Source organism: Roseovarius sp. D0-M9, from assembly GCF_037083805.1.
In the GTDB taxonomy this organism is placed as follows: Bacteria; Pseudomonadota; Alphaproteobacteria; order Rhodobacterales; family Rhodobacteraceae; genus Roseovarius.
The window spans coordinates 1-26764 of record NZ_JBAPKZ010000009.1 but is presented as its reverse complement, the minus strand read 5'-3'; the positions used below and the strand labels follow the sequence as shown (position 1 = coordinate 26764).

The following is a 26764-nucleotide window of genomic DNA, read 5'->3' as shown; positions in this document are numbered from 1 at the left end:
GCTACGCTCGCCGGGTCGGCGGGGCAGTCCTGTGTGCCTCTGTGACCCCTACATACGCCTTCGCTGCGGTTGCACAATCCCGCCTAAGGGCAATGCTGCTATGCAGCAATTGCATAGATAAAAGTGACGTAGCGTCATGAAATAGTCGTGTTTTTCTGTCGTTTTCCGGATCGCCCTTGCCCCGTCGCCGAAAATCGCCACCTATGTCACAGCATCATTTGGAGGGACACCATGGCCGTCACGCGCAGTGAAATCGAGGCGCAGCTGGACCAGATCCAGCTGCCGGACGGGGGCACCTTGATCTCGCGGGATTGGGTGCGTGCGCTCAGCGTCGAAGGCGGTGAGGTGCGTTTCGTCATCGAGGCGCCCAGCCCCGATATTGCCCGCCAGATCGAAGGTGTGCGCGCCGCCGCCGAGCGTGCTGTGGCCGCGATGCCCGGCGTCACCCGTGCTTCTGTGGCTCTGACGGCGCATGCGGCCCCGAGCAATGCAGGCGCCAAGGCGCCGCCACAGCCCGGTCAGCCCGACCCATCGGGTCAGCAGGCCCCCAGCCTCAAGATCGGTGGCCACCCCAAGCCGCAGGAAGGCTCGATGAAGCCCGCCAGTGTCAAGTCGATCATCGCGGTGGGCTCGGGCAAGGGCGGCGTCGGCAAATCGACCGTGTCCTCGAATCTCGCCGTTGCGCTTGCGCGGGCGGGCAAGAAGGTGGGCCTGCTCGATGCCGATATCTATGGCCCCAGCCAGCCGCGCATGATGGGTGTGTCTAAACGGCCCGCCAGCCCTGATGGCAAGACGATCGAGCCTTTGCACGCGCATGGAGTTACGATCATGTCGATCGGCCTCATGCTGGACCCTGCCAAGGCGGTCGTCTGGCGCGGCCCGATGCTGATGGGCGCGCTCCAGCAGATGATAAGTCAGGTCAGTTGGGGCGAGCTTGACGTCCTGATCGTCGATCTGCCGCCGGGCACCGGCGATGTGCAGCTGACGCTTTGTCAGAAGGCCGAACCGTCGGGGGCGATCATCGTGTCGACCCCGCAGGATGTGGCGCTCTTGGATGCGCGCAAGGCGATGGACATGTTCTCGACGCTGAAAACACCGATCCTTGGGATGATCGAGAACATGAGCACATACATCTGCCCCGAGTGCGGACACGAGGCGCAGATCTTTGGCCATGGCGGGGTCAAGGCGGAGGCCGAGAAGATGGGCCTGCCCTTCCTCGGCTCGCTGCCCATTGACCTCGATACTCGGCTGGCGGGCGATGAGGGCACGCCCATTGCCGCAGGGCAAAGTGCAGCGGCGACCGCCTATGCCGCGCTTGCCCGGCGCTTGATCGAGGGGGGCATCGTCTAGGACCGAACCAAAGCTGCGTTCGCGGCGTTGAGGCGCATATTCAAACGGAGTCTTTCATGACCCTTCTCATTCTCTACGTCGCGACGCTGGCTGTCTTTCTGGGTCTTGATTACTTTGCGCTCAGCTATCTGATCAAGCCGACCTTCGAGAAGGACATCGCGCCTCTCTTGCTGGACAGCCCGCGTCTCGGGCCGGCTATCGTATTCTACGCGTTTTATATCGGCGTCCTGTTGTGGTTCGTCAGCTGGCCGGCAATGGAGGATGGCAAATCGCTGTTGTGGGTCTTTGCGTCGGGCGCGCTGATCGGTGCAATGGCTTATGGCACGTATGAGTTTACCAATCTCGCCACGCTCAAGGACTGGACATGGCGCATGGTGGCGACCGATCTGACGTGGGGCACTTTCCTGACGGGCATCTCGGCGACGGCGGGTGTCGCCGTGGCCCGTGCGCTGAGCTAGGCTGGCGGGGCAAACTCGTTCCGATCATTCTTCGCTCTGGGTCTCGACACGCTCGACCGCGACGAGGCCCAGCTTGCGCGCGCCGGCCAGTGACAGGATGCTGCTGTTCAGGCCGTCGGCTTGCTGGTATTTTCGCACGGCCGCGTGGGTGCGGGCGTCCATCTCGCCGGTGATGCCTCCGCGATAGAGCGTGCGCGCCTTGAGCGCCCGTTGCAGCGAGGCGACGAAATCAGGTGTCAGGTCAGCTGGGCAGGGCGTCTCGAACCATGTCACCTGCCGTTCAGTCTCGATCTGTTGCCGTGTCTCGGTCCTGTAGATGCCGGGCGCGGCGATGCTGCCATCGGGCTGAAGTTCAGGCGGTTGGACCAGCACCTGTTCGGTCACCGTCTCGATCACGGCGGGGGTGACGACCTTGCCCCAACAGGTGCCGGGTGCGGCGCCGGGGGGCGCCTCGGCCAATGTCTGGATCAGGCCAGACTCGCCCGAGCCGGGACCAATGCCGGGCAAGGGCGCATCGCAGGCCGCCAGGGCCAGAATGGCCAGCAAGGATAGGGGGCGGGTGATCAATGCGCGTGCCTCGATTGGCGGTCTGATGCCGTGTTGCGCGCACGCTAGACCGTTTTGGGCCGGCAGGAAAGATACCTGTGCCGCGCCAGCGTCATTCGACAGAACCGGTGTCGAGCAGACTGTCCAGCATGGCCGAGATATCCTCGATCTCTTCGGCGAGGACATGGGTCACGCCATGATCGCGCTGCACCCGCCCCGTCACCCGCAAGAGGCGCCCGGCGATCACGGCGCGCCGATACGCCTCATAGATCTTGCGCCAGACGATGACGTTGACGACGCCCGTCTCATCCTCGAGCGTGAGGAATATGACGCCCTTGGCCGTGCCGGGTCGCTGCCGCAGGATCACTATCCCCGCGACGGTCACGCGCGCACCGGTGGGCGGCTGGCCCTGCCGGGCTGCCACCAGCGCCGAGGGCGGGCGCGGCCAGTCATGGGAAGGATAAGGGCTGCTGGCGTGATTCTGCATAAGAACAAAAATAGAACAAATGGGCCTTTGCGCAACTCTTTCCGCAAGGAATGCGCGAATCCTCTGGTCTGGGCGGGGTGCGACCGCTACGTAACCGGCAATCGCCAATAGAGGGAGTTCGCGAGCATGGCCAAGATCACCTATATCGAGCATAACGGGACCAAGCATGAGGTCGATGTGCCCACCGGCCTGACGGTCATGGAAGGTGCGCGCGACAACAATATTCCGGGCATCGAGGCCGATTGCGGCGGCGCATGCGCCTGCTCGACCTGCCATGTCTATGTCGACCCCGCCTGGATCGAGAAGCTGCCCGCCAAGGACGATATGGAAGAGGACATGCTGGACTTCGCGTTTCAGCCCGATCCGGCAAGATCGCGCCTGACCTGCCAGCTCAAGGTGACGGATGATCTGGACGGCCTCGTGGTTCAGATGCCCGAAAAGCAGATCTGAAAAAGCGGATATGAAAACAATGGGTGGCGCGGCGTCCTCTCGCGCGCCCATTGCGATGAATCGCGCGCCGCGCGCTGCTGAGGGCGTGCCCTCTGGCGGCGCGGTGCCGTTATCGACGCAGATTTACACGAGCGGCAAGGACGCTTTGCAGTGCCGTTCCGCGCCCGCTTGGCGGGCCGCGCTTTTCTAGCTGAGGTAGAAACGCTTGGCCTCTTTCGGGGCAGGCGCGGGCAGGCCCAGATGCGGAGCGAGGCTGATCTCGATCGTGCGGCACATCGCATCCAAGGGAAGGCCATTGACCGTCTCGCCAAAGGGACGGGCCAGCTCTTCGGTCACTTCTGCCAGTCCGATGAAGATATAGGCCATGATGGCCACGAAAAGCGGTGACAACCAGCCTGCCGTCTCGACGAGACCGAAGGGAATCAGGCCGCAGTAGAGATAGGTCGTCCGAAAAATCAGAAGCGAATAGACATACGGCAGAGGTGTTGTCGCAATCCTCTCGCAGCCAGCCTGCGCGCGGGCAATCGAGGCCAGACGCTCGGCCAGGGCGCGGCGGGCAAAGCCGTCGGGCGCGGCGCGCTCGATGATGTCCCCGATGCGGTTCAGCATGGCGCAGGGCGGATGGGGGTGATCCAGATCCTCGGGCGTCAGCCAGTCCTGCGGCGCGGCCGTGGCAGGCAATTTGCGCAGGTTGATCCGGTGCGCATGGGCAAAGCCGACGGCAAGGCGCAGGATCTCGCGGCGATCCTCGCCCTCGGGCAAAAAGATCTGAACCTCGCGAGCAAGGCTGCGGAAGTCGGCGATCAACTGACCCCACAGCTTGCGCCCCTCCCACCAGCGGTCCTGCGCCGCGTTGTTGCGAAAGCCGAGAAAGAGCGACAGGGCGATGCCGAAGACCGCAAAGGGCGCGGCGTTGGTATGTGGCAATGCGGCATAGCTGGCATCGAGCCAGACCAGCAGCGCGGCAAAGGCGGTCACCAAGATGATACGCGGCAAAATCCGCGGTAGCACCGAGCCGCGCACCGAAAACAGCAGCTGGAGGGGCCCCGGAGTATCGCGGATAATCATGGCTGGATCACGAGAGCGCGCGCCAGCCGATGTCGCGGCGGCAGAAACCGTCGGGCCAGTCGATACGGTCCACGGTGCCATAGGCGCTATCGGCCGCCTCGCGCAGGGAAGCGCCGCGCGCCGTCACGTTGAGGACACGGCCCCCCGATGCGGTGATCTTGCCATCCTTGGCTGACGTGCCGGCATGAAACACCATGTTGAAGCTGTCGGCAGGGCACTCGGAAAGACCGCTGATGACGCTGCCCTTGGTGTAGGCGCCGGGATATCCCTTGGCCGCCATGACGACGGTCAGGGCATGATCGTCGCCCCAGTTGACCTGCGCGCCGTCCAGCCGTCCTTCGGCAGCGGCGTGCATCAGATCGAACGCCTGCGCGCCGAGGCGCATCATCAGCACTTGGCATTCGGGATCGCCAAAGCGCACGTTGTATTCCACAAGGCGCGGCTGGCCGTCTTCGATCATCAGGCCCGCATACAGCACGCCTTGAAAGGGCGCCCCGCGTTTGGCCATCTCGTCCACGCAGGGGCGCACGATTCGGTCCATCGCGATGGCCTCGATCTGGGGTGTGAGCACGGGCGCGGGAGAATAGGCGCCCATGCCGCCGGTGTTGGGGCCGGTGTCGCCCTCACCCACGCGCTTGTGATCTTGCGCGCTGCCGATCGACAGGATGTTGGTCCCGTCGCAGAGAACAAAGAGCGATGCCTCCTCGCCCGTCATGAACTCCTCGATCACCACCTCGGCGCCTGCGCCACCAAAGGCGCCGCCGAACATGTCGTCGATGGCGGCATGTGCCTCGTCCAGGGTCTCGGCGATGATGACGCCCTTGCCTGCGGCGAGGCCGTCGGCCTTGATCACGATGGGCGCGCCCTGAGCGCTGGCGTATTCGCGCGCGGCGGCGGCGTCGGTGAAATGGCCGTAGGCGGCCGTGGGCGCATTCGAGGCGGCGCAGATTTCCTTGGTGAAGCTTTTGGATGCCTCAAGCTGCGCGGCGGCGGCGGAGGGGCCAAAGGTCAGGATGCCTGCCTCGCGCAGACGGTCGGCCACACCGGCGGCCAGAGGCGCCTCGGGACCGATGATGACGAAATCCACCGACTCCTCTTCGGCGAATGTGACGACGGCGCCCGCATCCATGATGTCTAGGCTGGCACATTCGGCAATCGCGGCGATGCCTGCATTGCCCGGCGCGACGATCAGGCGGTCGCACTTGGGGTTCTGGAGCACCGCCCAGGCCAGTGAATGCTCGCGCCCGCCGCCGCCGAGGATCAAGATGTTCATGCCGCTCTCCCATTTCTGCGCCTTGGCGCTTTCAATAGGGGCATGGCCGCGCGCAAGCAAGCAGCGGTGGCCAGACAGCAGGCGCGCGGGCAGCAGGGGCGCAGATCACGCAGGATGGAACGGGTGCGCGGGGCACAGCGTTCCTCCACCAGATTAAACTCGATGAGGAAAGGAAACAGAATGGCAGATATTTCTGATCGTACCGTCGCAATCCTGGCAACTAACGGCTTTGAGCAATCCGAGCTGGAAAGCCCGATGAAGGCGTTGAAAGACGCAGGTGCAACCGTGCATGTCATTTCCCCCGGAGGCGGCGAAATCCGTGGCTGGTCCGGCGATGACTGGGGCACCAACGTCAAGGTGGACCATACGTTGGATGCCGTGAAATCGGCCGAGTACGACGCGCTGATGTTGCCCGGCGGGCAGATCAACCCCGACATCCTGCGGGCCAACCCTGATGCGGTGACATTCGTGCGCGCGTTCTGGGATGCCAAGAAGCCCATCGGTGCCATCTGTCACGCGCCATGGCTGCTGATCGAGGCGGAAATCATCGAAGGCCGCGACGTCACCTCGTATCACTCGATCCGCAAGGATGTCGAGAATGCAGGGGGCCGGTGGCAAGACAGCGAAGTCGTCTGCGACAAGGGGCTGGTCACCAGCCGGAGCCCTGACGATTTGCCCGCATTCAATGCCAAGCTGATCGAAGAGATCGCCGAGGGGCGGCACCGCTCGCGCGCGGCCTGATAAGGGGGTGCGCCGCCAGAGCGCGGCGCATCTTTTCAAGGGCGTCGGGATAGGGCATTGATGAGGAATGTCAGACCTTATTGATGATCCCGATCCCGGCGCGAATGCGCCTGAATTCTCGGTCTCGGACCTGTCGGGCGCGATCAAGCGCCTGATCGAGGGCGAGTTCGGTCATGTCCGCATCAGAGGCGAGATCGGGCGCGTCTCCCGTCCTAAGTCCGGGCATCTTTATCTGGACCTCAAGGATGACCGCGCCGTCATCAATGGCATCATCTGGAAGGGTGTCGCGGGCCGTTTGCCGGTTCAGCCCGAAGAGGGGATGGAAGTGGTGGCAACCGGCCGCCTGACCACGTTCCCCGGCCAGTCACGCTATCAAATCATCATCGAAGATATCAAACCCGCCGGTGCCGGCGCGCTCATGGCGATGCTGGAGCGCCGCAAGGCTGCGCTGGCGGGTGAGGGCCTCTTTGATGAGCAGCACAAAAAGCGGCTGCCCTACCTACCCGAGATTATCGGTGTCATCACCTCGCCCTCTGGTGCCGTGATCCGCGATATCCTGCACCGCTTGCGCGACCGCTTTCCCCGCAAGGTCATGATCTGGCCGGTCGCGGTTCAGGGCGAGCGCTGCGCGCCGGAGGTGACGCGCGCCATTCAGGGCTTCAACGCGATGACGCCCGGTGGCGCCATGCCCCGGCCCGATCTGATAATCGTTGCGCGGGGAGGTGGCTCGATTGAGGATCTGTGGGGCTTTAACGAGGAATCGGTTGTGCGTGCGGCCGCCGCCAGTGAGATCCCGCTGATTTCCGCTGTGGGCCACGAGACGGACACGACGCTGATCGACTACGCCTCGGACAAGCGCGCGCCGACACCGACCGCCGCCGCCGAGTTGGCGGTGCCCGTGCGGCTTGAGCTGCTGGCATGGCTCGACGGTCAGGAGGGGCGCCTGATCCATGCCCTCAGCGGCGGTGTCGCGCAGCGCGGTCAGCGCTTGCGCGATCTGGCGCGGGCGTTGCCGCGCCCAGAGGTGCTGCTGGATGGGCCGCGCCAGCGCCTCGATGTCTGGGGGGACCGGCTGCCAGCCGCGCTGATCCGCGGCGTTCAGGTGCGCCGCGTTGCGCTGTCGGAGGCTGGTGGCGCGCTGCGCCCCGGCGTGCTGCGCCGGATGATCGAGGGCGACAGCCGCAGGCTAATGGCTGCGTCCGAGAGGATGGGCGGCGCGCTCGAGCGGCGCACGCGCGATGATCGCCGCCGATTCGATGCGCTTGCCGCGCGATTCGGCGCGCGTTCTCCTGCCGATGAGGTGGCTGCGCGTCGCGCCGAGGCAGGCCGCGTGTCGCAGCGACTGTCAGCTGCGGGGGAGCGGCAGATCACCACTTGGGCGCAGCGTATCACCGCGCTTGACCGATTGCGCGAAACGCTGGGGTACAAGGCGACGCTGAAGCGCGGCTATGCGGTGGTGCGGGGCGACGGCGCGCTGGTGACGACGCGCAAGGCGGCCAAGGCGGCTGGCGCGCTCGAGGTTGAATTCGCCGATGGACGCATCAGCCTTGGCGCGGCTGTGCCAGCGCCCAAGAACACCCCTAAGAGCGCGCCCAAGAACAAGCCGAAGTCCGATGCACCCGACCAAGGCTCGCTCTTCTAGGCGCATCATGTGAGGCCGGGGCGCCGAAACCGTCGTTTCCGCGTTCCCCTCAATCGAACGGTGGGCGATAAAACCCTTATATTGTCTAGCGCCTGCCCCGTTTGCGCCCAAGTTGCTCCGCATACCGACCGTTGAAGAACAAGTCGGAAGGATGTGTGAATGGATCGCCTGACGGAAATGGAAGCCTTTGCCACGGTGGTGGATCAAGGCGGCTTTACCGATGCGGCCCGCAAGATGGGCATCTCGAAATCTGCGGTGTCCAAGCATGTCTCGTCGCTTGAGGCGCGTCTGGGGGCGAGGCTTTTGAATCGCACGACCCGCCGGGTCAGCCCGACCGAGATCGGTCTTGCCTATTATGACAGGGCCTTGCGCGTGCTCAACGACGCAGGCGAAGCCGACGCATTGGTCAGCTCGATGCAGAGTGATCCATCTGGCCTCTTGCGCATCAGCGTCGCCACGGATTTTGGCGTCAATCATCTGAGCCCGGTCCTGGGCACCTTCCTTGACGAGTTTCCCGACATCACCGTCAACATGGTGCTGAACAACCGCTATGTGGAGCTGATCTCGGAAGGGTTCGACATGGCAATTCGCATTGGCGAGTTGGAGGACAGCACCCTGCGCGCGCGCAAGCTGACCGAAACGACCAAGCGGATGATCGCGTCGCCCGGCTATATTGCCAAATACGGCCGCCCCACCAAGATCGACGACCTGAACGAGCACAAGCTCTTGCATTATTCCAGCCAGGCTGGCGGGTCGGTGTGGAAGCTGACAGCGCCCTCTGGTGAAAAACGCCAGGTGCGCACCGCCGGGGGCCTTTCGGTCAATGACGGGCAATCGCTGCTGAATGCGGCGATCTCGGGTCTTGGCATCGCCTATCTGCCCAGCTTTCTCTATGCGGGGGCGATGCAAAAGGGGCTGGTCGAGGATGTGATTCCCGAGTTGCCGGTCGAGACGCAGGGCATCTATGCCGTCTATCCGCCTGGCCGCTTTACCCAGCCCAAGGTGCGTGCGTTCATCGATTTTCTGGTCCATGCCTTTGCCGACAAGGGCCCGGCCGAGTGGTGACTTTTCGTTGACGACCTGACTGTCTGTTTGCCAATCTTGGCCACCTGCCCCGGATGCGATTGCCCGCGTCCGGGGCTTTTCACGTGCTGGGCCGCACATCTTCTGTGCGCCAGCGCCGGTTGCCTTGGGCGGCGCGGGGCGCAATTAGAAGGGCAACTCAAACCGCAAGGATTTCTATCATGACCAAACCTGTTTTGCTGACCATGCCCGGCTCGCTGCGCAAGGCGTCCTACAACCGTATGCTGATTGCAGAGGCCGTGCGTGCCTTTGGCGATGCCGAGGTGATCGAGGGCGATCTGGATCTGCCGCTGTATAATGGCGATGTCGAAGATGCGGGGATGCCCGCCGCTGTTCAAACGCTGATCGATCAGGCACGCCGCGCCGATGCGCTGGTCATTGGTGCGCCCGAGTATAACAAGGGAATTACCGCACCGCTGAAAAACGCGATCGACTGGCTGAGCAGGGCGAACCCGAATGTTCTGGCCAATCATACGGCCGTCATCCTGTCGGCCTCGGCGGGGCGCACCGGCGGCGAGACCGCGCATTTCATGGCGCACCAGATCCTGACGCAATTGCAGGTCAAGGTGGTGCACGGCCCGCTTATCCTGGTGGCTGCCGCGCATGACGAGTTCGGTGAGGATGGCAGCTTGGGTAACGATTTTCTCAAGGGGCAGATCGCCGACCGCATGGCGCGCCTGCGCGAGATGCTGGGCTAAAGTCCAAGCGCTTTCGGTGCGTCAGGTGAACCTGTTCGCGCCGAAAGCCGCCAGTTCGGCATTGCTGCCTCCACCGATCATCCCCGCAATCCAGCGGCCCGTCTTGGGGCCGCCGGTCAGGCCGATGTGCTGATGGCCGAAGGCGGCATAGACGCCGCTTGCCCCCATCTGGCCGATCATGGGCAGACTGTCAGGGGTGGAGGGGCGATAACCCATCCATTCCTCGACCTCGCCGTATTTCAGATCCGGAAAGACCGACGCCACGTTGCGGCGCAACAGCTCGATCGGGCGACGCGACACCTTGGGCGACGTGCCGCCCAGCTCGACCATCCCCGCGCAGCGCAGGCCCTGCGACATCGGGTTCACGGCAAACTTGCCGCTGGTCATCATCAGTGGCATGCGCGGCATTTGCGACGGGTCCTTGAACTCAAGGTGAAAGCCGCGCTCGGCCACCAGCGGCACGCGGATGCCCAATTTGCGCGCCAGCTGCTCGGACCATATGCCGGCAGCCAGCACGGCGGTATCGCAGGGCAGGGGGCCATGGTCGGTGATGACTTGGGTGATGCGGCCATCCACCATCGTCACGTCGCGCATCTCGGCCCGGCGATATGTGCCGCCCTCATCCTGCAAAACCTGCGCAAGATCCGCCATGTAGGCGCCGGGGTTCGTGACATGACCGTGGCCGCGCAACCGCACGAGGCAGTTTGTCGCCGGCCCCAGCATCGGCTCGACCTCGCGCACGGCCTCGCCCTCGATCACTTCGGGAATGAGGCCGGCGTCGCGGCGCAGCTCCCAGGTATAGGCATCAGCGTCGAAGGCGGCGCGGCTGGCATAGGCCCAGCCAAAATCGCTGGAGGCGATCCACCGCTCCGCCCGCGTGCCGCGCGCCAGCGCGCGGTGCTGATCGACCGAATCGTGCAAAAGGTGCGAGAGTGCGGCGGAAATCTCGCGCGTGCGCGTATCCGAGGCGTTGCGCAGGAATTGCGCCAGCCAAGGCGCGATGCGCGGCAGTTGCCCCCATTGAACGGACAGGGGCGCATTGCGTGACGTGAGGTATTTCAGCCCGGTCCAGGCAATGCCCGGCCCGCTGATCGGCACGATGCCCCATTCGGCCAACAGCCCGGCATTGCCATAAGACGCGCCCGCACCGGGGCCATCCTTGTCAATCAGCATCACATCATGGCCCGCGCGGCGCAGCCAGATGGCCGAGGACAGCCCGCAGATACCTGCGCCGACGACGATGACCTTTTGCGCGCTCATGGCAGGCTCTCCGGGGATTGCTCTGGGGGTTGCTCTGCCGCCAGCTAAGCCGGATCGGCGCATCGGGGCAAGAGCGTATGGCACAAAGAAAAAACCCCGCCTCGGCATGCCGGGACGGGGTTCTTTTCTAGGCCGCTTGCGCGGTGCCTGCCTGCTTAGCCCTGACGGGCCTTGAAGCGGCGCTGGGTCTTGTTGATCACGTAAACGCGGCCTTTGCGGCGCACGACGCGGCAATCCCGGTGCCGGTTCTTGAGCGAGCGGAGCGAGTTGCGAACTTTCATCGTTCATCTCCTGTCTGTCGCGGCGCGGGCCAGCGCCTGAGGTTGCGGTCGGCCCCTGTGATCGGAGCCAGTGAATTCATGGTGGGCGATACAAGGTTCGAACTTGTGACCCCTTCGATGTCAACGAAGTGCTCTACCACTGAGCTAATCGCCCATGAATACCGACACTTGGTCCACGTTCCGCATAACACGGAGGCGCGAATATCCGCGTCGGTTCGCTGGTCTATAAGAGGAGTCGGACAAAGGATCAAGGGGCTTTTGATCGCTGCAAACTTCGGGCTATCATAAGCGGTGTTCATCGGAGCGACCATGTTCAAAGCCGCCTACCATCTGCATTCGCCGACGCGCCGGACAACCAGCGTCGTCTTTGCGTCGCCGCACAGCAGCTGCGACTACCCGGCGGCCTTTCTTGCGCAGGCGCTGCCCGATGCGCTGGCGATGCGCAGCTCCGAGGATGCGTTTGTCGATCGGCTCTTTGACTGCGCGCCCTCGCACGGGGCGCCGCTGCTCGTGGCAGGAACGCCCCGTGCTTTCGTCGATCTCAATCGCAGCGCGGACGAGTTGGACCCCGCGTTGATTCATGGGGCGCGGCACCATGGCCACAATCCACGCATTGCCTCAGGGCTGGGCGTGATCCCGCGCGTCGTCGCGGGCGGGCGCGCGATTTATGACGGCAAGATCGCCTTGTATGAGGCGCAGAAGCGGATCGAGCTGTATTGGCGCCCCTATCATGCGGCCCTGATGGCCGAGATGAACCGTGCGCATGAGGCTTTCGGTGATGCAATCCTGATTGATTGCCACTCGATGCCGCATGAGGCGCTGGAAGGCACGGTGCGCAGCGGTGCGCGCCGGCCGGATGTGGTGCTGGGCGATCGTTTCGGCGGGTCGGCCAGCCGCGAGATCACCGACAGGATCGAGGCGGCGTTCACGCGCGCGGGCCTTGTCGTGGCACGCAACACACCTTTTGCTGGGGCCTACATCACGCAGACCTACGGGCGCCCGCCACGGGGGCGTCACGCCGTTCAGGTCGAGATCGACCGCGCGCTATACATGGATGAGCGCACGATCACGCCGCGGTCTGACTTTGATGAGTTCCGCCAATTGATGAATGGCATTGTCGCGGAGTTGGCCGAGATCGGCCGCCCCGTCCAGATGCCGCTGGCCGCTGAATAATGCGTCAGCGCAGTGACCGCCCCTTGACGATGGCCGCCTCGCCGAATCGCGCGCGGATCTGATCGCGTGCGCGCTCGGCGCCGCTCCGCCGGGCGGCGCCGGGATCCAGCAGGTCGCCCGAGAGGTCGGCGGCAGTCTCGTTCACAAGTTCTGACAGGCCGACACCGATCAGACGGAACGGGGCCTCGGTTGCCGCGCCATCCATCAGCGCGCGGGCTGTGCGGTAAATCGTGTCCGCCATCTGGCTGGCGTCCCGCAAGGATTGGCGGCGCGTCAGGCTGCTGTGATTGGCGCGCTTGAGCTTGAGCGTGACCACGCGGCCTGCAAGCTGCCGGGCTTTGGCCCGATCCGACACTTTTTCCGCCAGCCGCCAGATGTGGCCGTCGAGGATATCCAGATCGCCGGTGTCCTCGTTGAATGTCGTCTCGTTCGAGATGGATTTCACCGGTGCGCGCGCATCCACCCGGCGGAAATCCTGCCCGCGCGCCAGATGCCACAGCCGGTCGCCCATTGCCCCGAAACGGGCGTGCAGATCCGTCCGGTCCCAGCGCAGAAGGTCCGAGAACGTGCGAATGCCTGCCCCCTCCAAAGACGCCTGCGCGGCCTGCCCCACGCCCCAGATCAGGCGCACCGGCTTGCCTTGCAGAAATTCCGCCGTTTCGGCCTCACCAATCACGGAAAACCCGCGCGGCTTGTCGAGGTCGGATGCGATCTTGGCGAGAAACTTGTTATGGCTCAGCCCGATAGAGCCGGTCACGCCCAGCTCGTCCCGCATCCGGCGCACCAGCCGGGCCAGCATCACGGCGGGCGGTGCGCCGTGCAGGCGCGCGGTGCCGCGCAGGTCCATGAAAGCCTCGTCCAATGAGAGGGGTTCGATGGCGGGCGTCATCTCTTCCATCATCGCGCGGATCTGGCGCGAAACGGCGGCATAGACCTCCATGCGCGGCTTGATGATGACGGCATCGGGGCAGAGTTTGAGCGCTTGAAACATCGGCATGGCGGATCGCACGCCGCGAATGCGAGCGACATAACAGGCGGTCGACACCACGCCGCGCCGGCCACCGCCAATGATGACGGGCTTGCCCTCAAGGCTGGGATCGTCGCGCTTTTCCACGCTGGCATAAAATGCGTCGCAATCCATGTGCGCGATGCCCAGATCATAGAGCTCGGGGTGGGAAATGACGCGCGGGCGCCCACAGGCCACGCAGCGCCGCTGTGCAGGGTCATTTTCGGTCAGGCAATCGCGGCAGAATGCAGGCATGTCCTATCATACCACGCCAGATCGGCGGCGCTAAGCCCGCCCGTTCGTCTTTCAGCATGTGTCTGGCGAGTTGCCGCCAGTCAGGGAAGGCTGGCCAATATCTCTGCTGCCGCGGCAGCGGGATCATCTGCCGCCCAGATGGGCCGCCCGACGACGATATGATCGGCGCCGTCGCGAATGGCCTGCGCGGGTGTCGCAACGCGTTTCTGGTCGCCCAATGCACTGCCGTGGGGGCGCACGCCGGGTGTGACGATCAGCTTGCCTTCGGCTTCGGGCAGGGCGCGGATCATCTTGGCCTCCTGCGGTGAGGCGATGATGCCATCGGCGCCCGCCTCGAAGGCGCGGGCGGCGCGGGTCGTGACCAGGTCAGGAATATCGCCCGGCACGATCAGCCCCGCGTCCAGATCGGCACGGTCCAGCGATGTCAGGATGGTTACGGCAAGGATCTTGGTGGGTTTGCCAGAGGCGCCCTCGGCTGCGGCGCGCACGACATGGGGGTCGCCGTGGACGGTCAGCAGATCCAGATCGAATTGCACCAGCCCCCGCACAGCAGCCTCGACCGTCGCGCCGATGTCGAAAAGCTTCATGTCGAGGAAAATCCGCTTGCCGTGCTCGCTCTTGAGCTCATTGGCCAGTGCAAGACCGCCCCCGGTCAGCATCCCCAGACCGATCTTGTAGAACCCTACTTGGTCGCCCAAGGCCTCGGCCAAGGTCAGTCCCGACAACGCATCAGGCACATCAAGAGCGACGATCAGACGATCATCCGCTGTGGTTGGATCGGGGTGGGTGGTCATGGGCGCAACTCCGGTTGGGGCGATGCGCCCTTCATACGGCGCACCGAACCCGCGTCAACCGCGCCCATGGGCGTTACGTCATGCGGCGGCGTTGCCCAAGAGGCGCGAAAGAAGGCTTTTGTGGCTTGCGTCGGCCATGGCGGCTCTGGGCGGCTCTGCATGGTGCAGGCGCGTCTTGCCGCTTGCGCCCTTGTGCGCCTTGCTCGCGGCCTGTGCGAGACCCCGCGCGATAATGCCGTACTCGGCATGCAGCGGTGCGGCGACCTGCGCGGGATAGGAATATGTCTGTCCGTGATCGTGGATTTTCACCAGCGTTTCGAATGCACCGATCTCGGGGTTGTAGCGCACATTATCGAACTGAATTTTCTCGATCTTCATGGGACTGCTCCTGCTTTGAACCAGCTATGCTGGCATGCGACCGGCCTGTGGATAACTTGCCTGTCAGACTTACAACTAAAGAGTGGCTGTTACGGTTTCATCACAGTTGACAGAAAATTTACCTTGAACGCGATTTGAGGGTTGGAGGTCTTGAAGCGGGTTCCCCTGTTGCCCAAATACAACTCGAGGGTTCCGCAGGCGCATGCCTATCGCAGGGTGCGCCACAGGAATTTCGCTTAACCAAGGAGAAAGCCCATGGACTTGAACAAGTTCACTGAACGCTCGCTCGGATTTATCCAGGCGGCACAAACGATAGCAATGCGCGAGAGCCACCAGCGCCTCGCGCCCGAGCATTTGCTCCAAGCGCTCATGGACGACAGTGAGGGACTGGCGGCAAACCTGATCCGCCGTTCTGGTGGTGATCCAGCGCGTGTCTTGCAGGCCAACGACATCGCGGTCGCCAAGATTCCGCGCGTTCAGGGTGACGCGGGCCAGACCTACATGGATCAGCAAACCGGCAAGGTTCTGGCCGAAGCAGAGAAGCTGGCGACCAAGGCCAAGGACAGTTTCGTCCCGGTCGAACGTCTGCTTCAGGCGCTGGCGCTGACGAAATCCCCGGCCAAGGACGCGCTGGAGTCGGGCGGTGTGTCTGCCCAGACGCTGAATGAGGCGATCAACGATATCCGCAAGGGCCGCACCGCTGATACGGCGAGCGCCGAGGATACCTATGAGGCGCTGGAAAAATACGCGCGCGATCTGACCGCCGCCGCCGCCGAGGGCAAGATCGACCCCATCATCGGCCGTGACGACGAAATCCGCCGCGCGATGCAGGTGCTGTCGCGCCGGACCAAGAACAACCCTGTTCTGATCGGTGAACCGGGCGTGGGTAAAACCGCGATTGCCGAGGGCCTTGCCCTGCGCATCGTCAATGGCGACGTGCCCGAGAGCCTCGCCAACAAGCGGTTGCTGAGTCTCGACATGGGCGCGCTGATTGCCGGCGCGAAGTATCGCGGCGAGTTTGAAGAGCGTCTGAAATCCGTGCTGAACGAGGTGACGGATGCCGCGGGCGAGATCATCCTTTTCATCGACGAGATGCACACGCTGATCGGCGCGGGCAAGGGCGATGGCGCGATGGATGCCGCCAACCTCATCAAGCCTGCTTTGGCGCGGGGCGAATTGCATTGTATCGGTGCGACCACGCTGGATGAGTATCGCAAGCACGTAGAGAAGGACGCGGCACTGGCGCGTCGTTTTCAGCCGCTCGTCATTTCCGAGCCGACGGTGGAGGACACGATCAGCATCCTGCGCGGGATCAAAGAAAAATACGAGTTGCACCACGGTGTTCGCATCAGTGACAGCGCGCTTGTGACGGCGGCAACGCTGAGCAATCGCTACATCACCGACCGTTTCCTGCCGGACAAGGCGATCGACCTGATGGACGAGGCGGCCAGCCGTCTGCGCATGGAAGTGGACAGCAAGCCCGAGGAACTGGACGCGCTCGACCGCGAGATCCTGCAAAAGCAGATCGAGGCGGAGGCCCTGAAAAAAGAGGATGACGTTGCCTCCAAGGACCGTCTGGTCAAGCTGGAAAAGGAACTGGCCGAGTTGCAGGAACGCTCGGCAGAGATGACCGCGAAATGGCAGGCCGAACGTGACAAGCTGGCCGGTGCCCGCGACCTCAAGGAAAAGCTGGACCGCGCCCGCATCGACCTGGACACCGCCAAGCGGGCGGGCGATCTGGCCAAGGCCGGAGAGCTGTCCTACGGCGTCATTCCCCAGCTGGAGAAAGACCTGGCCGAAGCGGAGAAATCCGAAGAGGACGGCGTCATGGTCGAAGAGGCCGTGCGCCCCGAACAGATCGCACAGGTGGTCGAGCGCTGGACGGGCATCCCCGTTGCCAAGATGCTGGAAGGCGAGCGCGAGAAGCTCCTCGGCATGGAAGCGGGCCTGCACAAGCGCGTCATCGGACAGGATGCGGCGGTCAAGGCCGTGGCGAATGCCGTGCGCCGTGCGCGTGCCGGGCTGAACGACGAGAACCGTCCCTTGGGCAGTTTCCTCTTTCTCGGGCCGACCGGCGTGGGCAAGACCGAGCTGACCAAGGCGGTGGCCGAGTTCCTCTTTGACGATGACAATGCGATGGTGCGCATCGACATGTCCGAGTTCATGGAGAAGCATTCCGTTTCACGTCTGATCGGCGCCCCTCCGGGGTATGTCGGCTATGACGAGGGCGGTGTTCTGACCGAGGCCGTCCGCCGGCGCCCCTATCAGGTGGTTCTTTTCGACGAGGTCGAAAAGGCGCATCCGGACGTGTTCAACGTGCTCTTGCAGGTGTTGGATGATGGTGTGCTGACCGATGGTCAGGGCCACCGTGTCGACTTCAAGCAGACGCTGATCATCCTGACATCCAACCTGGGATCTCAGGCCCTCAGCCAGATGCCGGAGGGTGCGGATGCGGCCAGTGCCAAGCGCGATGTGATGGATGCCGTGCGGGCGCATTTCCGGCCCGAGTTCCTCAACCGTCTGGACGAAACGGTGATCTTTGACCGGCTGAGCCGGGATAACATGACCGGCATTGTCGAGGTGCAGCTGGGGCGGCTCAGGTCGCGTCTGGCAGGTCGCAAGATCACACTGGATCTGGACGAGAGTGCCAAGAAGTGGCTGGCCGACGAAGGGTATGATCCGGTGTTCGGTGCGCGTCCGCTCAAGAGGGTTCTTCAAAGGGCTGTGCAGGATCCCCTGGCCGAAATGCTGCTGGCCGGTGACGTTCTGGACGGGGCGGTCATCAATGTCACGGGGGGCGATGGTGGCCTTATCATCGGCGACCGCGTTGGCACGACCAAGCGGCAGCCGCCTGAGGATGCCGTGGTTCACTGATCCCGGCTGAGCCAAAAGAAAGGCCGCGCATGGTGACATGCGCGGCCTTTTTTTCGTGCGCCGTGAACGGTAGGTCAGGGTGCTGACGCCATCAGATGGGACACGGCACGGCGCTTGACCAGATCTGTTGAAGGGTCGAAGCTGTCTGCCTGCGCGGCTGCCCACCAGTCCGCATAGAGCGTGTCCTGCGGCGCGTCGAGCAGGATGCTTTCGGGCAGGAACGAGTGGATCATGTCCATCGGCAGGGCCGCTTGCGGACCGACGCGGTGCATCATGTGATGCGGCTGTAGCTGACCGGGATGTTTGAGGCCGGCGGCGGCCACCATATCGACCAGCGCCTCGACCGTCTTGTGATGAAAACGGGCCGAGCGGGGGCCTTGAACCTCGGGGATGAGGCCGCGCTGGCGGGCGGCATTTTGCGTGGCGACGCCGGTGGGGCAGGTGTCCATATGGCAGCGCTGCGACTGGATGCAGCCGACCGACAGCATGAAGGCGCGCGCGGCATTGCACCAATCGGCTCCAAGCGCGATGTTGCGGGCAAGGCCCATGCCGGAGTGGATCTTGCCGCCTGCCACAAGTTTGATGTCATCCTTGAGGCCGCATCCGACCAACGCGTTGCGCATCAGGATCAGGCCCTCGGTCAGCGGCGTGCCGACCCAATCCGACAGCTCGAGCGGGGCCGCACCAGTGCCGCCTTCGCCGCCATCGACGACGATAAACTCGGGTTTGATGCCCGTTTTCAGTATCGCCTTCATGAGGGCAAAGACCTCGTAGGGTTGGCCGATGCAGAGTTTGATGCCGACGGGTTTGCCGCCCGACAGTTCTCGCATCCGGGCCGCGAACTCCATCATCTCGATGGGTGTGGAAAATGCCTTGTGCCCGCGCGGCGACAGGCAATCTTGCCCCTGCGGTATGCCGCGCACGCGCGCGATCTCTTCGGTGACCTTGGTCCCCGGAAGCATGCCGCCATGACCGGGCTTCGCCCCTTGGCTCAGCTTGATTTCCGTCATCTTGATCTGATCGCGCGCGGCGGCATCGCGGAACCTGCCGGGGTCGAAATTGCCATCCTCGGTGCGCGCGCCAAAGTAGCCCGAGCCAAGTTCCCAGACCAGATCGCCACCGTGCTGCGTGTGGTGATCGCTGACGCCGCCCTCGCCGGTGTCGTGGTAATAGCCGCCCTTGGCCGCGCCGATGTTCAACGCGCGGATAGCATTGGCCGAAAGCGAGCCAAAGCTCATGGCCGAAACATTAAGGACCGAGGCGGAATACGGCTTGGACGTCTGATCGTGGCCGACATGCACGCGTGGGGCCGGGTCGGGATTGTCCTCTGGGGCCATCGAGTGCATCAGCCAGTGATACTCCTGCGCGCCCGTGTCCCGCTCGGTTCCGAAGGGGTGCGTGTCGTTTTCGCCGCGGGCACGGGCGTGAACGAGGTTACGCGCGTTGAAGGAATAGGGCGTGCCGCTGAGATCATCCTCGACAATATAGGCGCGCAGATAGGGCCGCATGATGTAAAAGAGCCAGCGCAGCCGTCCGGCAACGGGAAAGTTGCGGGTGATCGTCCACGTCTTTTGGGTGCGGTCATAGATCCCGAGGGCGACGATCGGCAACGTCACGATCAGCACCCAGAGCCAGGCCGCGTTGACGAAACCCATCGCGATGACAAGGAGCGACAACGCAAAGGCGGTCACCGGAATGATCGCGCGTTTGATGGTGTCCAACATGCGTGCCTCCTGGCGCTAGGGTGTGCAGCCTTGGGTGCCGCTGCTCGGCGGGCCTACAATCTCTGGCCTGACGCCGCCACCCGATTGGACAGGAGTATGTGACGACAAGGTTTCGCATCAAGAAACAATAACCATGAAAGCACAGATATGTTGCCTGTTTTGGATGGGCCGGGTTATGGTCCGGCCCAAGTGCCGGGCGGGTCGAGGCAGGCCCATGAGGTCACGGCGCGGATAAACACTCGCAACGCAAAGTTGGACAGATGGCAGACCAAGACGACAGCGACAGCCCGGATTCCGCGCCCGAGACGCCCCGGTGGCTGGACGATCTTAGGCCGGGTGCCGAGGGCGAGGGGTTTTTCGAGAAAAACCTACGCCACTCCTTGATGTTCATCAAGCGGCCCAGCGACCGTCTGCTGGTCACCTTCGACAACCTCTCGAACGTCAACGACGACAGCCTCCAGCGCGAGCCGTGGGCCTATAAATACGCCTCTGACAGTGGGTATTCGCACTTGGGTGTCATGGCGCATGTCAGCGATTGGTATCGTGATGCCGATCTCATTCGTCGCTTCGAGGGGCTGGTGGCCCAAGGGTTTTTCGAGGGGTATGAACGCGTTGTTTTCGCGGGTGTTTCGATGGGGGGCTATGCGTCGCTGGTGTTCTCATCGCTCGTGCCGGGCGCGCATGTGATCGCGATCAATCCGCAAAGCACGCTCGACCCTGATCTGGTCCCGTGGGAGACGCGATATGAGAACGGGCAAAGGCAGGATTGGATGCTGCCCTTGGGCGATGGCGCGGCGCTGACGCAGGGGGCCGGGCGGGTCAATATTTTTTATGACCCGCATTTCGACCTGGACCAGAAGCATGTCGACCGGTTTCACGGCGATAATCTGCGTGTGTTCAAATGCTGGTTTTCCAATCACAAGACAGCGGTTTTCCTGCGCAAGATCGACGCACTCAAGGCTGTAATGACGAATTGCATCATGGATGAGCTGACCGAGGCGGAATTCTATCGCCTCTACCGCGCGCGGCGCAATCTGCCGTGGTATCGCGGCGCGCTTTCCAATTACTTTCGCGAGGCAGGGCGCGAGGCGATCGCAGATCGTTTCGACAAGGCGTTCCGCCGCCGTCTGCGCAAGCGCAAGCGCCGTCTGGAGGAAGAGGCCGCGCAGGTGGGACCTGAGGCCAATGCGCCAGCGCAGGATGAGGCGACAATGCCTGCACCCAAAACGAGGCCGGCGCCTGACGCGCAGCCGGCCGATGCGCAGGCCGCGAGTGCCAAGCAGCCCAAGATCAAGGGTGCGAGGCCCCCGGCGGATGGCGTCATGCCGCGCATCATTGCCCCGACCAATGCGGGCAAGAAGGCATCGGCCAAGCCCGAAGTGCAGAGCCGCGTCATAGTGACCACCATGAAGAACGAGGGCCCTTTCATGCTGGAGTGGGTGGCCTACAACCGGCTGATCGGGTTTACCGATTTCCTGATCTACACCAATGATTGCGACGATGGCACCGACCTGATCGCCAAGCGTCTGGATGAGTTGGGCATGGCGCAGCACCGCCAGAACCCGTTCAAACCCGGCGGCAGCCCCCAGCGCAGCGCGCTGAAGGCCGCGCGCAGTGAGGATCTGCTGAAAAAGGCCGACTGGTTGATCTGTGCCGATTGCGATGAATTCCTGAACGTGCGCGTGGGCAAGGGGCGCCTCGACGATCTCTTTGCCGCAGTGGGCGATGCAGATGCCATCTCGGTCTGCTGGAAGCTGATGGGCAACAGCGGGCGCGTCGCGTATAGTGAGGATTTCGTGATCGAGCAGTTCGATCGCGGCTGCGGCGAGCAGGAATTTCCGAACTACCGCGCGCTGGGCATGAAGACGCTGGTGCGCAACACTGACCGCTTTGAAAAGCTGCGCATTCACAGACCCGCATTCCACCTCGACAAGGGCGATATCGCGTGGGTCGATGGTGGCGGCCAGCCGATGCCCGACCTTTACCTGTCGCAAGGCTGGAAGGCACATAGCGGCTTCCGCCACGATTACGTGCGTCTGCATCATTATGCTGTGCGCTCGGTCGATAGTTTTCTCGTCAAGAGGGATCGGGGCCGGACCAATCATGTGGGCGACGATCAGGGCGTCACCTATTGGTCCAACATGAACTACAATACCGAGCGCGACACCTCGATCCACGCGCGACTGCCGGGCTTGCGCAAGGAAATGGCGTCATTGCTCAAGGATCCCGAGTTGGCACGCCTCCATAAGGCGGCGACCGAATGGCACCGCGGCCGGATCGAAGAGTTGCGCCTGCGCGACGGCTGGGATGCGTTCCGTGATCAGATCAAGGCGATCAATGCCGCGCCGGAGATGGCTGAGGGCTGAACACATGGACAGCGACACACCCGTCGTGGTGGTGCATGGCGGCGTTCATAAAACGGCGACCAGCCACATCCAGTCGATCCTGCAACGCAACGCCGGGCGGATGCGCAAGAGCGGGGTGCATTACGTTCATCATCGCGACACGCGCAAGCACTACACCGTTCCGTGCCAGCTGAACGGATATGAAAAGCTGGGCCTGAACTACAAAACCAAGGTGCCGGACGAGGTGCTGAGCCGCAAGGCGCAGACGTTTTTCGATGGGATCGGCGCAGGTCCCGGTGAGCGCATCATCATTTCGGACGAGAACATGCCCGGTCACAGCGGGCACTGCGTGCGCTCTGGCCAGCTCTACAATCGGCGCGACGTGCTGGTCCCGATCTTTGCCGGGCATGTCCCTTATCCGGTGACCGAGGTGCATCTGGCCATTCGCAACTATGCTGATTTCTTTGCCTCGACCTTCATCGAATTCCTGCGGTCGGCCAAGGGCGAGAACGTGATCCCCGAGGCGCTGATGAAGCGTGCGGTGCTGTCGAACCTGCCCAGTTGGAGCGGATTCATCGACGTGATCGAAACATGTTTTCCGCAGGCCCAGCTGATGCTGTGGCGGCACGAGGATTTTGGCGATCTGTCACAGGTGGTGATCGGCAATCTCTGTGGGCCAGACATTGACCCCGATACGCTGGTCTCGCCCAAGCGAAAGCGGGGCAGGCCGTCGGCCAGCCACCGCGCCGTGCAGGAACTGCTGATCGAGATCGAGCGCAACGGGGCGGAAGCCGCCCTCGCGCGGCGCGTCGAGATACAGGACGCCTACCCGCGCGGGTCCGAGTATCCCGGCTATGATCCATGGACCGCCTCCGAGCGCGCGCATCTGACCCGGCTTTATGATCGCGACACAGCCGACATCGCCGCGCGGAGCCGCGTTACTCTCCTGAGCGCCGGATGACCGACAAAGTCTCGAGCAGATTTGCCATCTGCTGCGCCGGGATCAATGCATCTTGAGCCGCTCGAAAAGCACCACGTCCGCACATGACGCTTTTTGGTGATAGAAGAAATTGTGGCGATGCATGTCGTCGAAGACCTTGCGTATGCCGGCGCCGCCATACACGCGCGTATGCAACTCCATATAGATTGCACGGACGCCTTTGAGATCCACGCTGTCGAATAGAGAGGCTTCTCCACCTTCGATGTCACATACGATGACGCTGGGGTTTTCTCGTTTGATCATGTCACTCAAACGCGTCGCGGCAACATGGGTTATTGTCGACGGCTTGTTCTGCGGCTCGCTTAAGGAGGACGACCAGAATGGGTCAGTCACGTAAAACGGCATGACGTCGTCTTTTGGCCAGGTCGCGGAATCCGAAAGCGCCACCGCATTGGTGATGGAGGCGTTCTCAATCTCATTGGCCCGGTGCACGCGTTCAATATAATTGCAGAGCTGTGGGTTGGCCTCCACGCAGGTTACATGGTCGACACCCAGATGCTTGACTAAGTAGCTGGAAATGAATCCCAAGCCCGCTCCAAGCTCAAGGATGCGGTCGCTCGACTTGATGAACTTTTCCAGCCCGAGAACCTCAGGCGTCTCATACATGTCCTGGCTCAGTCGTTTGTGGACTTTAGTGTTAATGAACCGCTCGTCATGCGGCATCGCAATGCCACGGCACTCGATCATATTCTGCATATTTGCCTCATTTCTGACTTTTTTTTGAAAAATCATAAGGCGCATTGGAATTTGTTGGAAGGGCTTTGTTCTTCGCGGCATAACAATCGCGAGGCAAAGCTGTTGGGATGAACGCTCTGCCAATGCCCATGAGAACGGCTAATCCAGCTTCTGTGCAAAGCAGTAGATAGTAGTGGACTGATAAGATGACGAATGAGTGCGAAATTGGAATGTTGTGGGTCGAAGGGCGACTGAGCTTCGTGGAGATCCTTTGTGCGAAATCCTTTGTGGATGCGGGCCACCACGTCAAATTGTTTCATTATGGTGCGATCCCGAACGCGCCGGATTTTGTAGAGTTGGTCGATGGCAACACCATCTTGCGGGCCGACAATTTTCTGCGTCATGGCAAAACCGGTAGCTTTGCGCTGTTTTCGGACGTTTTCCGATATCACCTGCTGCAGAAGTGCGACCGGATGATTTGGGCAGATCTGGACGCCTATTGTGTCAAAACCTTCGAAACCGCTACGGGGCATTTTTATGGATGGGCGTCTGACGACCTCATAAACGGTGGGGTGCTTGGTCTGCCCGCGGATAGTGATGCCCTGGGACAGCTTCTGGAGATGACCGAAGACGAATATTGCATACCCGAATGGTATTCCGACCCCGAGAAGCGGCGGATGGAGATGTCGAAGAATGCTGGCCAGCCCATCCATGTCGGAGATCTGCCGTGGGGCGTGTGGGGCCCTCATGCGCTGACCCACTACCTGAACAAGACTGGGGAGGCGAAATATGCGCTGCCAGTGTCGGGCCTGTATCCGGTCAACTTTCGGGATCGCCGCAAGCTGATGAAAACACGGATGGCGGACAAGATCGAAAGCCTCATCGCGCCCGAGACATATTCAGTGCATTTTTACGGGCGCAGGGTTCGAGAGTACCTATCGTCCATCGGGGGCTATCCGCAGATTGGCAGCTACATGGACAAGATTTTGAAAAAGCACGAAATTGATGTGATCTCTTCACCGGTATGGTCGCGTGAGACGGGCTAAGCGCGGGTTGACTGCCAAGTTGATCGCAAATCCGTCCAGAGCTTTGGCCTGTCTGACGCCCTTGCAAAAGATTGCTTGGTCTGAAGGCTTTCTGTTACTGCTGAGGGCAAGCGGGATGCACCGATCTACGTACAACACAATCCAGCTGCTTGAGGCGGAACATGAGTAAACTCCACTATATCGCCATGCTATGGGTCGAGGGCCCGCTGAGTTATGTCGAGCAACTTTGCGTGCAGTCCTTTCTGGATGCGGGCCATGACGTCACGCTTTATCATTATGGCCCGGTTCAGAATGTGCCGGACGGCGCGGCGGTGGTGCATGGCGATACAATCCTCAAGCGGGACGAGTTCATCGCGCATGGCCGCACAGGAAGCCTTGCGCTTTTTTCGGATGTCTTTCGCTATCACATGCTGACCCAGTCCGAGCATACGATCTGGGCCGATACCGATGCCTACTGCATGAAGCCTTTCGAGACAGCGACTGGGCATTATTACGGCTGGGAGAGCGAGAGCCACATCAATGGCGGCGTTCTGGGCCTGCCGCAAGACAGCCCTGCGTTGGCGGGCCTGCTCGAGATGAGCCATGATGAATATGGCATTCCCGAATGGTATAGCGATGGCGCCAAGGCCAAGCTTCAGGCGCAAAAGGATGCGGGCACTCCTGTGCATTGCAGCGATTTGCCCTGGGGGGTCTGGGGCCCGCAGGCCGTGACGCACTATGTTCACAAGACGGGCGAGGACAAATACGCCTTTCCGCGCGAGGTGCTCTACCCGGTTCCGTTCGACAAGCGCCGCCGCATGGTGAAAGCCGCGCGGGCCGAGAGTGCCGAGAGCTATCTGACCGAAAAGACGACCTCGATTCATCTTTACGGTCGGCGCATCCGGGAATTTCTGGCCTCGCGCCCAGGCGGTCTGCCGGATGAGGGCGGCCTTATCGACCAGCTTTTGAAAAAGCACGGGATCGATCCGACACAGGCTCCGATCATGTCCAAGAAACCCAACGCCGAAGCGGCAGAATGAGGAAGCGAGAAATGTTGGATCAAGGCGACACCAAGAAAAAGAACCCGATCAACCTGACCGACCTCGCCGATCGCTTTGGCTCGGACAAGGGATCGACCAAGCATCGCTACACCGAGCTGTATCATATGCTCTTTCACCCCTACCGGGCGCGCAAGATCAACTTTCTGGAGATGGGCCTGCTGATTGGCGGTCCGGAGACGGGCGCGCACGCCGACCGCGAGACAACTGACCTGCCATCGGTTCGTATGTGGCTGGAGTATTTCCCCAATGCCCATATCCACGGGCTGGATGTGTCGGATTTCTCGTGGTTCGACCACGACCGTTTTACCTTTCATCGCTGCGATATGGATGATCGGGCCGCGATCGCCGAGGCCGCAGCCAGGATGGATGCCCCGGACATCGTGATCGACGATGCCAGTCACGCCAGCCATCACCAGCAGAACGCCTTTCTCGAGATTTTCCCCAAGATGCCGTCGGGGGGCCTTTATGTGATCGAGGATTTGCGCTGGCAGCCCGAGCCCTATGAGGTGCGCGGGATAACCAAGACGGCGGCGCTGCTGCGGTCCTATATCGACACACGGGAGTTTCAGCATTCCGATCCCGACGTCGCAGCGCAGTTCAATGCGCTTATCCCCGATATCTCGGCCTGCATCGTGCATCCCGTGAAGTATCAGAAGAAGCGGCGTGACCAAGTGGCGGTGATTCACAAGCGGTAGCGCCGTGGCCCCGGGAGGGGTGCGCAGATCATGGTGGAGGGGCGGGATCACGGAGGTGGCCTCGCCCTTTTGCTTTGATGCGGAGGCAGAGGCAGTGATTCATCCGGGATTCGGCGGCCGACTCGGCTGATGTGAGGCGCTTTGATGGATCGCTCACCTGCCGCAGGATGCCTTGGGCGACGATTCCCGATCATCACCTAAGGGAAAGGCAGTCACAAACTTGCGCGGCCGCCGGCCCGACCGTAACAAACAGACCTTAACCCCATAAAATCATGTGAAAATCAGGAAAATCCGATAAAACCTACCCTTTGTCGAAAAAAAGGGTTGCGGGTATTGGGAAGTGGCCGTAGAACCCCCTTCACCGGCGGCGCTGAGGCGCGGTTGGGGAGTTGGCGGGACGACGAGGCGGTGCCTTGGAGGCC

Annotated in this window: 25 protein-coding genes and 1 tRNA gene; 14 read left to right on the top strand and 12 right to left on the bottom strand. The window is 62.4% G+C overall.

Going from position 1 to position 26764, the window contains the following annotated elements; translation table 11 throughout:
* Window positions 1–231: 231 nt before the first annotated feature.
* Both V8352_RS07935 and V8352_RS07930 read left to right on the top strand, forming a co-directional pair.
* Window positions 232–1350 carry an Mrp/NBP35 family ATP-binding protein gene (locus V8352_RS07935; RefSeq protein WP_336423741.1) on the top strand — a complete coding sequence of 373 codons (1119 nt, stop codon included), beginning with the start codon at window positions 232–234 and terminating at the stop codon, window positions 1348–1350.
* 56 nt (window positions 1351–1406) lie between these two features.
* Window positions 1407–1808, top strand: coding sequence for a DUF2177 family protein (locus V8352_RS07930; RefSeq protein ID WP_336423740.1), 402 nt, complete (start codon window positions 1407–1409; stop codon window positions 1806–1808).
* Between the two features lie 24 nt (window positions 1809–1832).
* Here the strand turns inward: V8352_RS07930 and V8352_RS07925 are convergent, their stop codons facing one another.
* Entirely contained in the window at window positions 1833–2375 is a 543-nt protein-coding gene (locus V8352_RS07925; protein ID WP_336423739.1) for a peptidoglycan-binding domain-containing protein, read from the bottom strand.
* A 91-nt stretch (window positions 2376–2466) separates the two neighbouring features.
* Entirely contained in the window at window positions 2467–2841 is a 375-nt protein-coding gene (locus tag V8352_RS07920; protein ID WP_336423738.1) for an OB-fold nucleic acid binding domain-containing protein, read from the bottom strand.
* A 126-nt stretch (window positions 2842–2967) separates the two neighbouring features.
* On the opposite strand from V8352_RS07920, the gene V8352_RS07915 reads away from it, so the two are divergent.
* The gene (locus tag V8352_RS07915; protein ID WP_336423737.1) at window positions 2968–3291 is read left to right on the top strand and encodes a 2Fe-2S iron-sulfur cluster-binding protein; all 324 of its coding nucleotides are present in this window, start codon (window positions 2968–2970) and stop codon (window positions 3289–3291) included.
* A 186-nt stretch (window positions 3292–3477) separates the two neighbouring features.
* On the opposite strand, the gene V8352_RS07910 is transcribed toward V8352_RS07915, so the two are convergent.
* Window positions 3478–4359, bottom strand: coding sequence for a bestrophin family protein (locus V8352_RS07910; RefSeq protein WP_336423736.1), 882 nt, complete (start codon window positions 4357–4359; stop codon window positions 3478–3480).
* 7 nt (window positions 4360–4366) lie between these two features.
* The gene (purD, locus tag V8352_RS07905; RefSeq protein ID WP_336423735.1) at window positions 4367–5632 is read right to left on the bottom strand and encodes a phosphoribosylamine--glycine ligase; all 1266 of its coding nucleotides are present in this window, start codon (window positions 5630–5632) and stop codon (window positions 4367–4369) included.
* 180 nt (window positions 5633–5812) lie between these two features.
* Here purD and V8352_RS07900 point away from each other — a divergent pair, with 180 nt between their 5' ends.
* The 4 genes from V8352_RS07900 (at window position 5813) to V8352_RS07885 (ending at window position 9796) form a co-directional block, all read left to right on the top strand.
* Window positions 5813–6373 carry a type 1 glutamine amidotransferase domain-containing protein gene (locus tag V8352_RS07900; RefSeq protein ID WP_336423734.1) on the top strand — a complete coding sequence of 187 codons (561 nt, stop codon included), beginning with the start codon at window positions 5813–5815 and terminating at the stop codon, window positions 6371–6373.
* A 67-nt stretch (window positions 6374–6440) separates the two neighbouring features.
* On the top strand, window positions 6441–8015 hold the full coding sequence (gene xseA / locus V8352_RS07895) for an exodeoxyribonuclease VII large subunit (RefSeq protein ID WP_336423733.1): 1575 nt from the start codon (window positions 6441–6443) through the stop codon (window positions 8013–8015).
* A 159-nt stretch (window positions 8016–8174) separates the two neighbouring features.
* Entirely contained in the window at window positions 8175–9080 is a 906-nt protein-coding gene (locus V8352_RS07890) for a LysR family transcriptional regulator (RefSeq protein WP_336423732.1), read from the top strand.
* Window positions 9081–9259: 179 nt separating this feature from the next.
* Window positions 9260–9796: an NADPH-dependent FMN reductase gene (locus tag V8352_RS07885; RefSeq protein ID WP_336423731.1), complete on the top strand. Its 537-nt coding sequence runs from the start codon at window positions 9260–9262 to the stop codon at window positions 9794–9796.
* Window positions 9797–9817: 21 nt separating this feature from the next.
* Here V8352_RS07885 and V8352_RS07880 read toward each other — a convergent pair whose 3' ends face one another.
* From V8352_RS07880 to V8352_RS07870, 3 genes are all read right to left on the bottom strand, one after another.
* The gene (locus V8352_RS07880) at window positions 9818–11056 is read right to left on the bottom strand and encodes an NAD(P)/FAD-dependent oxidoreductase (protein WP_336423730.1); all 1239 of its coding nucleotides are present in this window, start codon (window positions 11054–11056) and stop codon (window positions 9818–9820) included.
* A 155-nt stretch (window positions 11057–11211) separates the two neighbouring features.
* Window positions 11212–11337 (bottom strand): type B 50S ribosomal protein L36, encoded by a 126-nt coding sequence (ykgO, locus tag V8352_RS07875; RefSeq protein WP_005850168.1) that lies wholly within the window; start codon window positions 11335–11337, stop codon window positions 11212–11214.
* Between the two features lie 79 nt (window positions 11338–11416).
* A tRNA-Val gene (locus V8352_RS07870) sits at window positions 11417–11491 on the bottom strand.
* A gap of 155 nt (window positions 11492–11646) precedes the next feature.
* Here V8352_RS07870 and V8352_RS07865 point away from each other — a divergent pair.
* Window positions 11647–12510 carry an N-formylglutamate amidohydrolase gene (locus tag V8352_RS07865; RefSeq protein ID WP_336423729.1) on the top strand — a complete coding sequence of 288 codons (864 nt, stop codon included), beginning with the start codon at window positions 11647–11649 and terminating at the stop codon, window positions 12508–12510.
* Between the two features lie 4 nt (window positions 12511–12514).
* Here the strand turns inward: V8352_RS07865 and V8352_RS07860 are convergent, their stop codons facing one another.
* The 3 genes from V8352_RS07860 to V8352_RS07850 form a co-directional block, all read right to left on the bottom strand.
* Window positions 12515–13771, bottom strand: coding sequence for a DNA polymerase IV (locus V8352_RS07860; RefSeq protein ID WP_336423728.1), 1257 nt, complete (start codon window positions 13769–13771; stop codon window positions 12515–12517).
* Window positions 13772–13851: 80 nt separating this feature from the next.
* Window positions 13852–14565, bottom strand: coding sequence for an orotidine-5'-phosphate decarboxylase (pyrF, locus tag V8352_RS07855; protein WP_336423727.1), 714 nt, complete (start codon window positions 14563–14565; stop codon window positions 13852–13854).
* Between the two features lie 78 nt (window positions 14566–14643).
* A complete protein-coding gene (locus V8352_RS07850) occupies window positions 14644–14943 on the bottom strand; it encodes a hypothetical protein (RefSeq protein ID WP_336423726.1) in 300 nt (99 codons plus the stop codon).
* A gap of 255 nt (window positions 14944–15198) precedes the next feature.
* Here V8352_RS07850 and clpB point away from each other — a divergent pair, with 255 nt between their 5' ends.
* Window positions 15199–17817: an ATP-dependent chaperone ClpB gene (clpB, locus tag V8352_RS07845; RefSeq protein WP_336423725.1), complete on the top strand. Its 2619-nt coding sequence runs from the start codon at window positions 15199–15201 to the stop codon at window positions 17815–17817.
* Window positions 17818–17891: 74 nt separating this feature from the next.
* Here the strand turns inward: clpB and V8352_RS07840 are convergent, their stop codons facing one another.
* Complete coding sequence (locus tag V8352_RS07840) at window positions 17892–19541, bottom strand: FMN-binding glutamate synthase family protein (protein ID WP_336423724.1); 1650 nt, start codon at window positions 19539–19541, stop codon at window positions 17892–17894.
* A gap of 260 nt (window positions 19542–19801) precedes the next feature.
* Here V8352_RS07840 and V8352_RS07835 point away from each other — a divergent pair, with 260 nt between their 5' ends.
* Window positions 19802–21907, top strand: a complete 2106-nt coding sequence (locus V8352_RS07835) for a glycosyltransferase family 2 protein (RefSeq protein ID WP_336423723.1) — start codon at window positions 19802–19804, stop codon at window positions 21905–21907.
* A gap of 4 nt (window positions 21908–21911) precedes the next feature.
* Window positions 21912–22847: a hypothetical protein gene (locus tag V8352_RS07830; protein WP_336423722.1), complete on the top strand. Its 936-nt coding sequence runs from the start codon at window positions 21912–21914 to the stop codon at window positions 22845–22847.
* Between the two features lie 42 nt (window positions 22848–22889).
* Here the strand turns inward: V8352_RS07830 and V8352_RS07825 are convergent, their stop codons facing one another.
* Window positions 22890–23627 carry an FkbM family methyltransferase gene (locus V8352_RS07825; protein WP_336423721.1) on the bottom strand — a complete coding sequence of 246 codons (738 nt, stop codon included), beginning with the start codon at window positions 23625–23627 and terminating at the stop codon, window positions 22890–22892.
* Window positions 23628–23767: 140 nt separating this feature from the next.
* Here V8352_RS07825 and V8352_RS07820 point away from each other — a divergent pair, with 140 nt between their 5' ends.
* The 3 genes from V8352_RS07820 (at window position 23768) to V8352_RS07810 (ending at window position 26342) form a co-directional block, all read left to right on the top strand.
* Complete coding sequence (locus tag V8352_RS07820) at window positions 23768–24607, top strand: hypothetical protein (protein WP_336423720.1); 840 nt, start codon at window positions 23768–23770, stop codon at window positions 24605–24607.
* A gap of 161 nt (window positions 24608–24768) precedes the next feature.
* Window positions 24769–25626: a hypothetical protein gene (locus V8352_RS07815; protein ID WP_336423719.1), complete on the top strand. Its 858-nt coding sequence runs from the start codon at window positions 24769–24771 to the stop codon at window positions 25624–25626.
* Between the two features lie 11 nt (window positions 25627–25637).
* Entirely contained in the window at window positions 25638–26342 is a 705-nt protein-coding gene (locus V8352_RS07810) for a hypothetical protein (protein ID WP_336423718.1), read from the top strand.
* Window positions 26343–26764: the final 422 nt, after the last annotated feature.